Annotated in this window: 11 protein-coding genes; all 11 read right to left on the bottom strand. The window is 55.2% G+C overall.

The annotated features are described in order from the left end of the window. Positions 1-530, bottom strand: a 530-nt coding sequence (locus tag HMPREF9163_RS02730; RefSeq protein WP_009440118.1) for a YebC/PmpR family DNA-binding transcriptional regulator, incomplete at its 3' end; no start/stop codon positions are given. A gap of 39 nt (positions 531-569) precedes the next feature. Beyond that, the gene (gene tyrS / locus HMPREF9163_RS02725) at positions 570-1,775 is read right to left on the bottom strand and encodes a tyrosine--tRNA ligase (RefSeq protein WP_009440117.1); all 1,206 of its coding nucleotides are present in this window, start codon (positions 1,773-1,775) and stop codon (positions 570-572) included. A 15-nt stretch (positions 1,776-1,790) separates the two neighbouring features. Continuing rightward, the gene (locus HMPREF9163_RS02720) at positions 1,791-3,881 is read right to left on the bottom strand and encodes a transglycosylase domain-containing protein (protein ID WP_009440116.1); all 2,091 of its coding nucleotides are present in this window, start codon (positions 3,879-3,881) and stop codon (positions 1,791-1,793) included. Positions 3,882-4,007: 126 nt separating this feature from the next. Further along, positions 4,008-6,365: an endonuclease MutS2 gene (locus HMPREF9163_RS02715; RefSeq protein WP_009440115.1), complete on the bottom strand. Its 2,358-nt coding sequence runs from the start codon at positions 6,363-6,365 to the stop codon at positions 4,008-4,010. A 9-nt stretch (positions 6,366-6,374) separates the two neighbouring features. Beyond that, a complete protein-coding gene (locus HMPREF9163_RS02710; RefSeq protein WP_037345772.1) occupies positions 6,375-8,873 on the bottom strand; it encodes a DUF3656 domain-containing protein in 2,499 nt (832 codons plus the stop codon). 5 nt (positions 8,874-8,878) lie between these two features. Continuing rightward, a complete protein-coding gene (gene scpB / locus HMPREF9163_RS02705) occupies positions 8,879-9,538 on the bottom strand; it encodes an SMC-Scp complex subunit ScpB (protein WP_009440113.1) in 660 nt (219 codons plus the stop codon). Continuing rightward, on the bottom strand, positions 9,525-10,253 hold the full coding sequence (locus tag HMPREF9163_RS02700) for a ScpA family protein (RefSeq protein WP_009440111.1): 729 nt from the start codon (positions 10,251-10,253) through the stop codon (positions 9,525-9,527). Before HMPREF9163_RS02700 ends, scpB begins: the two co-directional genes overlap by 14 nt. Before the next feature lie 8 nt (positions 10,254-10,261). Further along, positions 10,262-10,891 carry a site-2 protease family protein gene (locus tag HMPREF9163_RS02695; protein ID WP_009440110.1) on the bottom strand — a complete coding sequence of 210 codons (630 nt, stop codon included), beginning with the start codon at positions 10,889-10,891 and terminating at the stop codon, positions 10,262-10,264. 16 nt (positions 10,892-10,907) lie between these two features. After that, the gene (locus HMPREF9163_RS02690; RefSeq protein WP_037345770.1) at positions 10,908-11,453 is read right to left on the bottom strand and encodes an NUDIX domain-containing protein; all 546 of its coding nucleotides are present in this window, start codon (positions 11,451-11,453) and stop codon (positions 10,908-10,910) included. 34 nt (positions 11,454-11,487) lie between these two features. Next, positions 11,488-12,423 (bottom strand): signal recognition particle-docking protein FtsY, encoded by a 936-nt coding sequence (gene ftsY, locus HMPREF9163_RS02685; protein WP_037345767.1) that lies wholly within the window; start codon positions 12,421-12,423, stop codon positions 11,488-11,490. Between the two features lie 19 nt (positions 12,424-12,442). After that, positions 12,443-16,003, bottom strand: a complete 3,561-nt coding sequence (smc, locus tag HMPREF9163_RS02680; RefSeq protein WP_009440107.1) for a chromosome segregation protein SMC — start codon at positions 16,001-16,003, stop codon at positions 12,443-12,445. Positions 16,004-16,113: the final 110 nt, after the last annotated feature.

Here is a 16,113-nt window from a genome sequence, read left to right as displayed (position 1 = left end):
TCGGCAATGATCTCAAAGACATCATCCTCCGCGCGCATATCCTCTGCGCCGGCCTCCAATACGATCTCAAGGAGGGCATCCTCATCGTCGAATGCCTCACACTCTACAATAAAGACCGCCTTCTTCTTGAACATCCATGCAACGCAGCCATCCTGACCGAGGTTTCCGCCATACTTGGAAAAGAGGTGGCGCACATCCGCCGCCGTACGGTTGCGGTTGTCCGTCAGGATATCGAGCATGACCGCAGTACCGCCCGGGCCGTAGCCCTCGTAGAGAACCTCCTCGTAATTGCTACCCTCTGTCGCACCAAGTCCCTTCTGGATCGCGCGATTGATATTGTCCTTTGGGATATTGTTCGCCTTGGCCTTGGAAAGCGCCAGTTTCAGGCGCATATTGCCCGTCGGATCACCACCGCCCATACGGACGGCAATCGTGATCTCACGTCCAATCTTCGTTGTGATCTTTCCGCGAATGGCGTCATTTGCGCCCTTCTTACGCTTTATATTTGCCCATTTTGAATGTCCTGACATCGTTCGATCTCCTTCCAGACCTGCTCCGCATGGAGGAGGTCATCTATATACAAGCTGATAGTGCTTTTTCTTTCCCTTTTTGACAAGTGCGGTGCCGTCGGTGAAATCCGACTCCTGCAATACGTAGTGTTCGTCCGCAACACGGACATCATTCAGCGTAAGCCCGCCCTGCTGAATCATACGGCGTGCCTCAGCCTTCGAGGGGAATACGCCGCCGCACGTGAGCGCATCCACGAGTTTTTCGCCGATCTCCACATGAATCTGCGGGAGCTCAGCCGTCATGCCGCCGCCAAAGAGGGTCTTCGCGGTCTCCTGCGCCTTCCGCGCCTCCTCTTCGCCATGAACGATCTTGGTCGCCTCATAGGCAAGGATTTCCTTGGAGCGGTTGATCTCCCGCCCCTCGGCAGCCGCAAGACGGCGCACTTCCTCCATTGGGAGATAGGTGAGCAGGGAGAGACAGATCTCTACATCGGCATCATCGATATTGCGCCAGTACTGGTAGAAGTCATAGGGCGAGGTCTTTTCTGCGTCGAGCCAAAGCGCGCCGCCTGCCGTCTTGCCCATCTTCGTACCGTCGCTCTTCGTGAGCAGCTTGTTCGTGAGTCCGAATACCGTGAGATTTTTCTTGCGGCGGCAGAGCTCCACCCCAGCGATGATATTCGACCACTGATCATCTCCGCCCATTTGCAGCTTGCAGCCATAGCGTTTGTTGAGCTCGAGGAAGTCATACGCCTGCATGATCATATAGTTGAACTCGAGGAAGGTCAGCCCCTTCTCCCAGCGCTGCTTATAACTCTCGGCAGCAAGCATGCGGTTGACGGTAAAATGTGCGCCGACATCACGCAGCAGCTCGATGTAGTTGAGCTTGCGCAGCCAGTCCCCATTGTCCACCATGATTGCACGATCATCCGAGAAGTCAATGAAGCGAGAGATCTGTTTACGGAAGCAGTCGCAATTATGGCGGATGGTCTCGTCCGTCATCACCTTGCGCATGTCCGTGCGCCCCGAGGGATCACCAACGGTTCCGGTGCCGCCTCCCACGAGACAGATCGGACGGTGTCCCGCGCGCTGCATGTGGGACATCGCCATGAGCGCGATCAAATGGCCTGCATGGAGACTGTCTGCCGTCGGATCGAATCCCGTGTAAAAGGAAATGTGTTCCTGACCGAGCAGCTCGCGCAGCCCGTCCTCATCGGTACATTGTGCAAGAAATCCGCGCTCTTTGAGTATATCAATAGCATTCAATCTATTACCTCTTTCTCAGTTCTGCCCTTTTTCTACGCCCATCCCGGGTTCTGGTGCTTCTGCAGACGCAGGAGATGCTGTGCGCGACGGTGCAGATGTGGAGCGATCCGCTCCGCTCTTATTTGAGTTTGAAGACGTCGACTTCCCTGCATCCTTCCCCTTATCATCTGTTTTCTTCTTCACGTCTTTGTCTTTTTCCGGATCTTCAATCGAAACATCCGAATCAGACGAGGCGGAAAATGCGGGTGAACCCTCGAAATTTCGTATGGGAAGTCCCGCATGGGCTTTCAGCATGAAGGCCTGCCATATAACGGCGGGTGTGGTTCCGCCTGCCATGCCGTGCAAATCTCCTACGCTGTCATTGCCGATCCAGACACCTGCCACGAGATCCGGCGTATAGCCGACGAACCATGCGTCATGATAATCGCTCGTCGTTCCTGTCTTGCCCGCCGCAGGTCTCCCGATGTTGGCGCGCGTTCCCGTACCGCGTCGGATGACCTCTTCCATCATCGCCGTCATTGTGGCGGCATTCGCTGCAGAGATGACACTTTTTTCCTTCCGCTCCGCCTCCTCGAGCACCTTGCCCGTGCGCGAGATGACGCGGAGGATGGCAACCGGCTGGACATGAATGCCGCGATTCGCAAACGTACCATATGCGCTCGTGAGCTCCAGCGGTGTGACACCGCGCGTCATACCCCCCAGTGCGATGGCAAGATTGCGGTCATTCGTCGCGCCGTCGAGCACAAACGTCGATATACCCATCTCCTGTGCATAATAGATTGCCTTATCGATGCCGATGTCCTGTGCGATGCGCACCGTCGGGACATTCAGCGACCAACGCACGACATCGCGCAGCCGCACCTTGCCCGAGAAGTTGCGGCTGTAGTTCTGCGGTTCCCATCCACCAATCTTCAGTGGCTTGTCGTCAATGATGGAATCCGGCGTATACTTATTCTCGAGTGCCGCAGCAAAGACAAAAGGCTTGAACGCAGAACCGGGCTGACGCACTGCTTGCGTCGCACGATTGAACTGATCCGTGCCGCGTCCGCCGACCATTGCGCGAATATATCCCGTATGCGGATCGATGGCGACCAAAGCCCCCTGCGGCTGAACGATGCCATTTGCATCCGTAAAGTACGTAGGAAGATTCTGCATGGCGCTTTCCGCAGCGGCTTGGAGATCCATATCGATCGTGGTATAGATCTTGAGGCCATCCTTATAGATGGCATCATCGCCATATTTCTCCGCAAGCTGCTGCAGCACATAGTCGACAAAATATGAGGGTCCGTTTCCGCCGTCGTTATTGCTCTTTGCGATGGAGAGCGATTCCTTCTTTGCAGTGTTTGCTTCGCTCTCCGTGATATAGCCATACTTGACCATCTGATCGAGAACCACAGCTTTGCGCTCGGTTGCGGCTTCGATGTTGTTGATCGGAGAATAGTAGTTCGGACTCTTGGGAATGCCCGCCAGCATGGCGCATTCATTCAGCGTCAGATCCTTGACGTCCTTGCCGAAATACGTGCGTGCCGCAGCCTGAACACCATACGCTCCCTGACCGAAATAGATCTGGTTCATATAGAGCTCGAGGATTTCCTGCTTGGTATACTGACGTTCGAGCTGGAGTGCAAGAAACACTTCCTGAATCTTTCGTTTCAGCGTCCTATCCTGAGTCAGATAGGCATTCTTGGCAAGCTGCTGCGTGATCGTAGAGCCGCCTTCCGTGACCGTGCGGCCACGAATATTTGCCCAAACGGCGCGGACAATGCCGCGGGGATCGATGCCGATGTGCTCGTAGAACCGATTATCCTCAACGGCAATGAACGCATTCTGAAGATCCTTCGGAATCTCATTGATCCCGACTGGTCTGCGGTTCTCAGCCGCATGGATATTGGCGATTTCATTGCCATGGATATCGTAGATCTGAGACGATGCCGGCGGCATAATATCCTCCGCGAGATTTGGTCTGGTATTCAGACTTGCCGTGAGGAATCCGCAGCCGACGCCGATGATCATGACAAACAGGATCAGACCCATGGCGAGAATTGCTTTTCCAAGAACGGAGCCGTTATTTGACTTCTTTGTTGCTTTTTTTTCGCTTTTCTGCATAGATACCTTCCTGTCTGGATGTCTCTCCACTGCGCATACTGTGTCCAATTCTCCTTATTTTAACACAAACCGCAAATTTTGTAAGGATATTTTGTCAAAAATGGAGCTGCACGCTGTCAGAATCGCCTATTTCAGTTCCACAACAGTCGCTCCGGTGCCACCTTCGGAAATATCCGCAAACGCAAATGACAGTACGGAGCGATGATGTTTCAGATACTCCTGCAGCCCTTGCCGCAGGGCACCCGTACCCTTCCCGTGAATCAGAAGGATCTTGGAGAGCCCCGTGAAAACAGCGTCATCGATAAATTTTCCAAGCACGGATTCCGCTTCGGACACGGTCATGCCGCGCACATCGATCTGCGGTCGGATCTCCGCCGCTTTTCTGGAAATCGATGCCGCAATGCGCACCTTCTCCACACGCGGCTTTGGTGCTTTCCGTTTGACAAATCTGCATGCGCTCATCTTGACAATCGTGCGCAGTCCGCCCACTTGAACAGCAAGCTCGTGCCCCTGAACGGAGAGCACCGTCCCCTCCTGTGCGAGGCTGTCAATATAGACAATATCGCCGGTCTGAATGTCATCGGGGCGCACGGGTTTGCCGACCGGAGTACTGCGCACTGTATGTGCCGGAACGTACGCCTCATCCAGTCTGTTTCGGGCTTCCTGAATCGCCTTGCGGCGCTCCTTGACACCGTGATCATCGAACTGATCCTTGAGTGACTTGATCGTTTCCTCTGCGCTGCGCCGTGCCTCGCGCACGATGTTATTTGCCTCCTCGCGCGCCTTGTGCAGGAGCTCCTGCCGAGAAGCGGCAAGTGTTTCACGTTCGCTGCGCAGGCGTGCCTCGACAGCTGTTATTTCACGCTCTTTGTCATACAGTACACGATTCCTTGCCTCATAGTCCTTCTTTTCCTGTTCGAGTTCATTGACAACACGTTCGAAATGCGTATGCTCCTCATTGACATAGATTTCTGCACGCGCAACAATCTCCTGCGGCAAACCGAGCTGCCGACTGATCGAAAAGGCATTGCTTGCTCCCGGAATTCCAATCAGGAGGCGATAGGTCGGACGCAGCGTCTTTAAGTCGAATTCCACCGAGGCATTCTCCACGCCCGTTTGTGTGTAGGCGTAGGTCTTCAGCGCCGCATAATGCGTCGTTGCAAGAACTGCAATATCACGCTGCAAGAAGTGCTCGATAATGCTGCGCGCAAGAGCAGCACCCTCATCGGGATCGGTGCCCGCCCCGACCTCATCCAGCAGGATCAGGTCGCCCTGCTGCGCCTTGTCGATGATGCGGACGATGTTCCTCGTATGCGCCGAGAAGGTGGAAAGGCTCTGTTCAATGCTCTGCTCGTCTCCGATATCCGCATAGATATTGGGATAGACGGGAAGTTCCGAATCCGGCGCCGTCGGCAGGAAGCAGCCGGACTGCGCCAGAAGTGCCAAGAGTCCGAGCGTCTTCATGCTCACGGTTTTGCCGCCCGTATTTGGTCCCGTAATGAGGAGTATGGAAAAGTTCTTGCCGAGCTCGATATCAATTGGTACGACCTTATCCTTTGAAAGCAGCGGATGCCGCGCCCGCTTTAATCGGACAACACCGTCCCGATTCAGCGTCGGCTGATATGCCTCCATCTCGCGCGCAAGACCCGCACGGGCAAAGATAAGGTCAATCTCCGCGAGAATCTCACAATTTTCCGCGAGAATCGCGGCGGACTGTGCAATCTCCCCCGAGAGCTTCTGCAAGATGCGCTGAATCTCCTGCTCTCGTGCAAGCCCCATCTGCCGCACGGTATTATTCAGCTCTACCGTCGCCAACGGCTCCACGAAAAGCGTTGCACCGCTTGACGATTGATCGTGAATCACACCAGGGAAATAATTGCGGTATTCCTGTTTGACGGGAATAACGTAGCGCTCATCGCGCACGGTGACAATCGCTTCCTGAAAATATTTCTGATTCGCCGCATCGTGCAGGATGGCGGACAGCCGATCCTTTACACGTGCCTGCGCCGTATGGAGTTCGCGCGTGATCCTGCGCAGCTCAGGGCTGGCATCATCGCGAAAATTCCCGTGCTCATCAATCGTATCCTTGAGATGACGCTCCAATGTGCCAAGGATTTCAATCGGTCTTGCCATATCCTTGAGGAGCGAAACATCCTGCACGAGATCGCGAAAAAAATATTTCACATTCCGCATGCCGCCCATTGTACTCATAATGGAACGAAGTTCATCGAGCTCGAGAACGGAGCTCATTGTCGCCTTTTTCAAGATTGCACGCAGATCGTAGATCCCGCCGAAGGGCGGCGACTGCATCTGCTGAATCTGTACCGCCTCCGCCGTTTCCGCATGGAGTCGCACGACCGCATCGTAGTCGCCGGACGGTATGACGCTGCGGCAGCGCTCCTTACCGCGTACGGAGGCGGCAAATGATGCCAGCCAATTTGTGATTTTCTCGTACTCCAAGACCTTGAATGACTCAGTGTCCATAGATACCTCTTATAAGATTCCACGGAAATAGTGACCGCGTGTAATATCATTGCCCTCCTGCATACGCAGATACTGCTCATCTTCTTCCCTGAGCGGGCCTTTGTGCCGCATTGCAGCCCGATACATCCGAATAATGCCCGCCAGCTCATTGACCGGCATCCCGCGCCCCTCAATCCGCAGCGTTGCCACGCCCATATGGAGAAGCTGATGCACATAGGGCAGCAGGGATAATTGCTTGCTGTTCAAGATGTGCATACGGCAAAATTGATCGGTCTTCACGGGGAAATCCACGCCCTTGCGGTCACGGAGGTAAAAGTCCTGTCTACGGCAGGGCATCGAGCATTTCCCCGTATCGAGATTCCCAAGAAAACTGCCCAGGACGCAGTACTCCGAGATCATAAGCGGGAGACGTCCGCTGACAAGAGCCGTGAGGGGCATGGGACTTGCCTTTACAAGGCGCTCCATCTGTCTGCCGTTGAGTTCGGGCGAGAGCGTTGCTTCGCCGAATCCATATGAATAGAGAAAATCCAGTGCAGACGGATTATAGGAGATCATCGAATAATCCGCATGGAGCGTAACGTGAACGCGCTCGCGTGCAAGGAATGCCGTACCGATGTGATGGACGTGCAGCGCCGACGGCAGCTTCTCTCCAAAGCCCTCAAAGATACGGATCAGAGCCGCCTGCTCGTCCCCGCGCACAATGCGGGGCGTATTGTAGTCGATCCGCACACCGCACTCCTGTGCATAATCCCAAGCAGCCTCATAGTCCTTCGACTGCAATGAAATACCGCGGAGAGATTCTCCTCCATAGAGAATGCCGTCCGCACCAGCGGCAACAGCCGCCTTCATCGCCGCCAGATCATCGACCGCAATCATCAGCGCGGCAGGAGGCGGCAGCTCTGTTTTGTGTCTTACCGACATTGCACTATTTTTCGCGGCAAGTCGCACGATATCGCTTCGCTTTTGCTGAAAACGCTGTGTGCGAAGCTCCTCAAGCGAGGCAATGGCAGAGCGGCGCAGATTATTCAATTCGCTGACAGGCACCATCACAGCATCGTCCATCTCACAGGACAGTTCCGCAAGGGAAAACAGTGTTGTTCCAAGTCGTCCCATCTGTTTCTGCACAGTCTCGATGGTGAGAGGGCGGTTATTCGCTCGCGCGACAACATAGTCACTCTCGCTGTCCACAGCATTCCCCGCATCATCCTCGACATGGAGACGCAGCTTTTCTCCGAGCCTTGCATAAAGAACAGCACAAAGCGGGATTTTTTCGCTGTGCACGGGATCATAGGAATGTCTTGCCGTATCCATGAGGTTCGCATCATAGACCTTGAATACGCGGTCATTCATATGCACCTTGCCGCGGATGACGAATGACACTGTATCTCCCGCAGCCGCTTCACTGCACTCTTTTCCCTGTGCATCGTATAGATGCTCGATCTCAGCACTGACACGGCCGCCGACCTTCACCCAAAAATCCACCTGATCTCCGATGGCGAGTTTTCTGGACAGCTTCACCGTGACGCGGTGCGAACTGCGGTCATACCCAGAAACGCGCCCGATCAGGAGACCGCGGTTGTTCGGTCGCCGATCGCTCATCATATATTTGCCTTGGCGTTTTTCCATATAGGCCGTTGTAAAGTCACGGTTGAACACCTGCGCCAGATGATCGAGATCCTCCGCGTCAACGGGGGCACTCTCGCGATGGAGATAATGGTCGATCGCCTTGCGATAGGTATGCACAATCGTTGCGACATACTCGGGGCGCTTCATGCGTCCCTCGATTTTCAGCGAATCAATGCCCGCATCAAGCAGCTCAGGGATGAGTTCGATCGTATTCAGATCGCGCGGCGAGAGAAGGAAGTTCCCTGCCGACTCCCCAAGTACATCCTTTCCATGGGCATCGACCAATGTATAGGGCAGACGACAGGGCTGCGCACAGCGCCCGCGATTGCCGCTGCGGCCGCCGATCATGCTGCTCATCAGACATTGCCCCGAGTAGCAGACGCAGAGCGCGCCATGCACGAACGACTCAATCTCAGCGCGGCTCTCTGCGCAGATGTGGCGAATCTCTGCAATGGAAAGCTCGCGCGCCAGTACGACACGCGAAAATCCAAGTTCCTCCAGCGCCCGAACACCAGCGAGATTATGTACCGTCATCTGGGTACTCGCATGCAGCGGAAGCTGCGGAACGACCTCCTTCGCGACGCGTACAGCACCGAGATCCTGTAATAGCACAGCATCTGCGCCCACATCGTAGAGAAAGGCGAGATATTCTTTTAACCGCGGAAGTTCATCACTGTCGACAATCGTATTGACAGCAACATGTACCTGCACATTTTTGAGATGTGCGTGCCGAATGACCTCCGCCATCTCATCCTCATCAAAATTAGAGGCATGGGCGCGTGCGCCGAACATCTTTCCGGCAAGATAAACTGCATTTGCTCCGTTTTCTACGGCAGCGAGAAATGCTTCCTTCGTTCCCGCAGGAGCGAGTAATTCAACCAATGACTTCAATCCTTTGCATCGTGTGAGAACACAGAGACATTCTCTCCATCCGTCCCGCCATCGTCGTCCCCGTCTTCATGCTCGATGACATCCGCTGCAGCGCGCATTTCCTCGAAGAGGCGCAGCTGGTCATCGTCCAGCGTATCCTTGACATCGTCCATCTCCGGGAGTTCAGGAAGATCCGCAATCTGCTCGAGCCCGAATGCGCGCAGGAACAAATCCGTCGTTCCGTAGAGAATCGGACGCCCGATCACCTGCTTGCGCCCCATTTCACAGATCAGCTCGAGTTCGAGCAGCCGTCCAATGGAACGCTCAGCGCGCACCCCACGGATATGCTCCACTTCCTGCTTTGTGATCGGCTGCTTATACGCAATGATGGAAAGCGTCTCCATTGCCGAAGACGAGAGTGTCGGCTGCACCTTTTCGGACAGCTTCTTCACCCACGGAAAGGCGTTTGGATGTGTCACGAGCTGATAGCCACCTGCCGATCTGCGCAGAAAGATGCCGCTCCCGCGCTCCGAAAGGATATGTTCCAGCTCGGTTAGTGTTTCCTGCACTTCCCACTCGGGTGTCTCTATGATTTCAGCGAGTTTCGGTACGGAGAGCGGAATTCCAGCAGCGAACAGAACGGCTTCCAATATGCCCGCCCGATTAAGAGACTGCACGGCTCCCCTCCTTTGCCGAAATGACGATTTCATAGTAGAGATGTTCCTGGGAGATATAGACCATCTGCATTTTTGCAAGTTCCAAAAGTGCCAAAAAGGCGGACAGAAGCTCCTCGCGCGTTCCCGTTGGAAACGCCTCATTCAATTTGATTCTGCCGTTCCTGTGCCTGAGCAGCTCGAGAATATCCGTCATCTTGTCCTGCACGCGATATTCCTCTGCGGATACAACAACGGCGGGAATTACAGGCTCTTCTCGTACGCGCTGCACATCCGCAAAGATGCGCATAAGAGCCTCTGCTGAAAGCCCCATAATCGGCAGCCGATGTGCGGGGAGCGGCATTGGCGCGCGCTCCACATACGAGCTCTGGGCATCGTTCAGGGAGAATAGTATGGACGAGACCTCCTTGAACCGACGATATTCAAGCAGCCGCTCCACAAGCTCCATGCGCGGATCTTCCTCCTGATCTTCCGCTGCATCGCTCTTCGGCAGCAGCATACGCGATTTGATCCGCAGGAGCGTCGCCGCCATCACGAGAAATTCGCTTGCATATTCAATATCAAATTGATACAACGTATCGATGTGGTCCAGATATTGACGCGTCAAATCCGCAATAGGGATGTCATAGAGATCAATTTTATTCTTTTCGATCAGATGCATGAGCAGATCCATCGGTCCCTCAAACGCATCCAATTTGACAAGATAATCTGCCGCCATAGACAGTCCTAGAACAAGAGCGCACTGCCGATCGCACTGTATACGCCGTATACCAGCCGAAACAGCGGCATCAGGACAACACTCAGCAGAGGTGTTGCAATGAACACAATCATAATGAGCAGACTGTAGCGCTCGATCGCCTGATAGCGATAGGCGAGATCCGGCGGCAGAAGGTTGCGCACAATATGCGAGCCGTCCAGCGGCGGAATCGGAAGCATATTGAAGATTGCAAAGTTGACGTTGTAGACAAAGATCATCTGTATGATCCCGTATGTAATCGGTGAAACATCGATATTATGCGAGCGAATGAAGAGGATCATATAGAAGGCAATAAATCCAAGCAGCAGATTCATCGCAGGCCCGGCAACAGACACCAGAATATCATCCCGACGCGGCTGACGAAAATTGCTTGGATTCACCATGACAGGCTTTGCCCATCCAAAACGGACGAGAAAGAGCATGATGAGGCCAATGGGATCGATATGTGCGCGTGGGTCGAGTGTCAGACGCCCCATCAGGCGCGGTGTGAAGTCTCCGAGTGAGACGGCAGCACGCGCATGCGCATACTCGTGAAAGGTCATGGCAATGATGAGCCCGGGGATTCCGAGCAACATCTCTTCAAAGTTAAATCCGAACATATATTTCTCCCACTCGTCAGATGCTCAGGTGTTCTTCTGCCATCAACAAGGAAATGATGGTCTTGGAGTCGATGATCTCCCCCGTCTTCACCATTGAAAGAGCCTCGGTAAACGGCATTTGAACGACATTGACAAACTCATCCTCATCTGTATGCTGCTGTCCGACCGACAGCCCGTGCGCGAGATAGAGATGAATGTACTCGTTGGAAAAGCCGACCGTTGTTGCAATGGTCGTCAGCTTCTCATACTGCTCTGCCGTATAGCCTGTCTCCTCCGACAGCTCGCGGCGTGCACAGTGCAGGGGATCCTCCCCCTCCATATCGAGCTTTCCTGCGGGCACCTCGAGCGTGACCTTCCCGATGGGATAGCGAAACTGCCGCACCAGAATCACATTGCCGTTCGGCAGCACGGGGAGCACCGCCGCCGCGCCGGGGTGGTGAATCCACTCGCGTACGGACTCCTTCCCGTTCGGCAAACGCACCATATCACGGCGCACATGGAGCAGTGTGCCGTCAAAGATATGCTCACCGCTGCACTTTGTTTCTATAAGATCCTCATACATGGCGGATCCCCCTTTCATCCACATACCACCTGCGTTATTCTTCCGTCTCATCCGCACGCTTGACAAACAGTGCGCTCACAAAATCCTCCGCATGGAAGGGGCGCAGATCGTCCATCCCCTCTCCAACGCCGATCCACTTGATCGGGATGGACAGCTGGGACTTGATGCCGATGGTTACGCCGCCCTTTGCCGTTCCGTCGAGTTTCGTGAGCACGACGCCGGAAACAGGTGCAGCCTGCGTGAAGAGCTCTGCCTGACTAATCGCGTTCTGCCCCGTGCCGGCGTCGAGTACGAGCAGCGTCTCATGCGGTGCCCCCGGGATCTCACGTCTAATAACACGATAGATTTTCTCGAGTTCCTGCATGAGGTTGGACTTTGTCTGAAGCCTCCCCGCCGTATCAACGATGACAATGTCAATATTGCGCGCCTTTGCCGCCTGCAACGCATCAAAGACAACAGCAGCAGGATCCGATCCTTCGCCGTGCTTTATCACCTGTGCGTCCGCACGCTTGCCCCAGATCTCGAGCTGATCGATGGCGGCGGCGCGGAAGGTGTCCGCTGCCGCGAGCAGCACCGATTTCCCTTGTCTGCGGTAGTAGGCGCTCAGCTTCCCGATGGTCGTCGTCTTACCGACGCCATTCGTTCCAACAACGAGCAGCACCGTCGTCCCCTGCTCCGCCATATGGAATGTATTCTCTCCTGATTCCAGGATCTGTACGATCTCCTTTTCCAAAAAGGGGATCAGATCCTCGGGCGTGCGTATTTTCTTCTGCTTGATCCCCCTACGCACTGCTGCAATGAGCGTCTCCGTCGTCTTAACGCCGACATCCGCCATCAGCAGCGTCTCCTCGAGATCGTCGATCAGCTCATCGTCAATATCGGCATATCCGATGATGAGGCGTTCAATATTATGCGTGAAGTTCTCCCGCGTCTTCGTCAGACCTTTTTTCAGTCGATCAAAGAATCCCACAATAGCTCCTTTCTGCTTTTCAGACGGACTGCTCCGCTTCATAATCCTTCAGGCGTATGGACAGCACCTTTGATACGCCGGCATCCTCTACCGTAACGCCATACATGGTATCCGCCGCACGCATGGTTCCCTTGCGGTGTGTGACGACGATAAACTGCGTGTTCTTTGCAAACTCCTGCAGGAATTCACCGAAACGCGAGACATTCGCCTCATCGAGTGGTGCGTCGATCTCATCCAGAATGGAGAACGGCGAGGGACGATAGCGCAGGAAGGAAAAGAGCAGAGCAATGACGGTGAGTGCGCGCTCGCCACCAGAAAGCGCCGAGAGATTCTGCCGCTTCTTGTCGGGCAGGGTCACGAGGATCTCAACGCCACTGCTTAGTATATCCTCTTTGTCCGTCAGACGCAATTCCGCAATGCCGCCGCCAAAGAGACGCACGAAGATTTCGTTAAAGTATTCCTGAATCTGATGGAACGCATCGCGAAATGTGCGCGTCATATCCTGATCGATTTTCTGAATGATTTGCTCTATATCCTGTTTGGCAGCACTCAAGTCGGCAATCTGTGCCTCTTCCTCCTCGTAACGTGCCTTCTTCTCGGCATACTCCTCGACAGCATTCGGGTTCACAGAGCCGAGCGCCTGAATGTCATTCTCCAATGTGCGCAGACGCTTCTCCAACGATTCCTCGTCCACGTCCAGAATATCTGCTGCCGCCGCCTCCGGCGTCAGGCCAAAGTCGGATAGGAGACGCGTACGGCAGTCCTCCATGCGTATATGAATGCGCTCCAACTGCTTATCACAGTCATGTTGCTTTGTGCGGATGGCTTCTATGCGCGAAACGGCGCTCTTGACGGCAGCGTCAAGGACACGGCTCTCCGCCTCATGTGCCAGTCGCTGATCCTTGAGTACGGCGCTGCGCTTTTCATGTTCTTGGAACGCGGTATCCTGGTGCTCAATATTGCCCTCGAGTTCCGAGAGCCGCTGATCATCGACTCGCAGTTCATCCGCAAGCTGCGTCGCCTGATCCATGACTGCGTTCAGTGAACGGTGCGCCTCCGCATGTTCGAGTTCGCGCGATTTGCGATTGCGCTCTCCCGTCTCGATCTCTGCGGAGAGCGCAGCGACTGCAACATCCAGTGTATGCAGGCGCTCGTGCTGCTCCCTGCGCGCGCCGCGCAGCTCTTCGCAGCGTTCATTCAGCTGCGCGATCGCCTCGTTAAAGCGCACCTCGTGATCTGTGCATACGGCAATATGGCGCTCGATCCGCGTGCGTCTCGCAGCGAGCTGCGCTCCGCGCGCCAGACGCGCATCCTCCGCCCGCTCCATCTCCTGCAGCGTCGCCATCTGATCTGCGATGCGCTCCTCTAACACACGGCGTTTCCCGCGCTCATCCACGAGCTCCTGTGAGAGCCGATCTGCTGCCGTCCGATTCTCTGTATAACGATTGCTCGTCTCCTTGAGCTCCTGTTTCTTCTGCTCCAACGAGACGCGCATTTCCCTATGGGCTTCCTCCTGCGCGCGCAGAGTGTCGCTCAACGTCTCGATCTCCGCACGCCGATTCAGCAGTGCGGACGACTGCTTGCACCGTCCGCCGCCTGACAGTGAGCCGCCGGGATTCAACAGTTCGCCCGTCAGTGTCACGATGCGTAGGCGATACCCCTCCTGTTTTGCAACAATCAGGGCATCATCCAAATTCTCCATCACGAGCGTGTGTGCAAGCAGATGATCGGCGACCTTCTGAAATCTCCCCTCCGCCTGCACGAGTGTATTCGCCCAGCCGATTACCCCGTGACACCTCCGCAGGTCGACTGCTCGCGGTTGGCGCACCGTGATCGTCGTCAGCGGCAGGAATGTGACACGTCCGCCATTTTTGCGCTTCAAATAGGAGATGGCAGCCTTTGCTGTATCCGTATCCTCCGTGACGATATTGCGCACGCTCCCGCCGAGCGCTACGTCGATTGCCGTGAGATAGCGCTCAGGGATGCGGATGAGGTCGGCGACCGTTCCGGAGACATTTTTGCGCCAACCCTCCTGTGCCTGCAGGACAATCTGCACATCCCGCCCGAAGCCTTCATAGCTGTCCTGCATGCGCCGCTGAAAATCAAGGCTCTGCCGTATGCGCAGGAGCTCCGCATCCGACTGCCGCAGCTGCGCCTCATCACGATCAATCGTACGACGAAGGTCTCCAATCTCTGTATGAAGCTGATCTCCTTCCTGAGAGAACTGCTGCATCTTCTTCTCAGAGAGGTCGATAGCGTGATTGATGTGCGCGAGTTCGCCCTGCGCCGCCGCAAGGAGATCCTGACGCCGTGCACGCTCCTCCTCTTGCTGCCTGTTCTCCTCCTCCGTATGTGCCGCATTCCGAGCGACGGCAAGCTCCTCCCGCAGACGAGCCAGTACCCGCTGTACAGCATGACGGAAGTGCTCCTCCTGCGCCATGTGCTGCTCCTCGCCCGCAATGATCTCATCCAGCCGCTCGGACGCGACCTGAGCCGCCGTCTGCTGCGCATTTTTTTCCGCAATCTCAGCGCGTTTGCGTTCTAACTGTGCTTGGATCTGGACGATTTCCTGATCGGTCGCGTCAATCTTGGCAGACGCAGATACACGCATGCGCTCGATATCCTCTTCGCGCTTCTTCCCCTGATCCTGCCGCCCCTTGATGAGCGCCGCCTCCTGTCGGAGTGTGTCCAGCTTCTCCTGCACACTGCGCCCCACCTGCTCCTCGGCTTGCATACGGTGGTCGATGGCGCTGATGTCAGCCTCAAGCGCGTTCTTTTTCCCCTCTGCATCCATACGCGCACGCATTTCGCGCGCCTCTTCATCACGATGTGTGCGCAGCGTCTGATCCAAAGCATCCTGTTCCTGCATGAGACGCCCGTGCTGCTGTACGAGCGCCGTCATCTGATACTGGCGCCGCTCGGCATCGAGACTGCGGAACTTCATGGTCTTTTCCGACTGCACGGCGAGCGGCTCAAGCTCTGCCGCATGAGCGTACATGATATCATTCAGACGTACGAGGTCGCCCTCATTTTCACGCAGCTTGCGCAGAGCCTCCTGCTTGCGCGTGCGGTACTTCGTGATGCCCGCAGTTTCCTCAAAGAATACGCGGCGATCCTCGGGGCGACTGTCGAGGATATCGTTCAATCGGTTCTGTCCGATGATGCTCATGCCGTCATGGCCGATGCCCGTATCCGCAAAGAGCTGGTAGATGTCCTTGATGCGGCAGCGAGAATCATTGAGATACACCTCGCTGTCGCCATTGCGGTACAGGCGGCGCTTGACAACGACCTCGTCATAGTCAATCGGCAGCATCTTGTCCGTATTGTCAAAGACAAGCACAACCTCTGCCACACTCAGCGCACGACGCGCGACAGAGCCGGCAAAGATGATGTCCTCGGAGCGCAGGCCGCGCAGCATGCGAATATTCTGCTCGCCGAGCACCCAGCGAACAGCGTCCGTGATATTGCTTTTGCCACTGCCATTCGGCCCCACTACGGCGGTAATCCCCTGATCGAACTGCACAACAATCCGCTCTGCGAATGACTTGAATCCGTACGCTTCCAAGCGCTTTAGCTGCACGCAACGCACCAGCCTTTCCCCATTAGTTTACCCATTATAACAGAACGGATGGGAAATTTCAAAAAACGGTATCTTCCGTAAATAAACTATGCTATAATGAAATCGTTCGT

The sequence above is a fragment of the Selenomonas sp. oral taxon 138 str. F0429 genome, assembly GCF_000318175.2.
Taxonomy (GTDB): domain Bacteria; phylum Bacillota; class Negativicutes; order Selenomonadales; family Selenomonadaceae; genus Centipeda; species Centipeda timonae.
The sequence above is the reverse complement of the archived record's forward strand: the minus strand, read 5'-3'. Positions and strand labels throughout refer to the sequence as shown.

Bases quoted from the DNA above. Each gene is read 5' to 3' on its own strand.
- HMPREF9163_RS02720 (WP_009440116.1), bottom strand. From the start codon at position 3,881: ATGCAGAAAAGCGAAAAAAAAGCAACAAAGAAGTCAAATAACGGCTCC.
- HMPREF9163_RS02715 (WP_009440115.1), bottom strand. From the start codon at position 6,365: ATGGACACTGAGTCATTCAAGGTCTTGGAGTACGAGAAAATCACAAAT.
- HMPREF9163_RS02700 (WP_009440111.1), bottom strand. From the start codon at position 10,253: ATGGCGGCAGATTATCTTGTCAAATTGGATGCGTTTGAGGGACCGATG.
- HMPREF9163_RS02695 (WP_009440110.1), bottom strand. From the start codon at position 10,891: ATGTTCGGATTTAACTTTGAAGAGATGTTGCTCGGAATCCCCGGGCTC.
- HMPREF9163_RS02690 (WP_037345770.1), bottom strand. From the start codon at position 11,453: ATGTATGAGGATCTTATAGAAACAAAGTGCAGCGGTGAGCATATCTTT.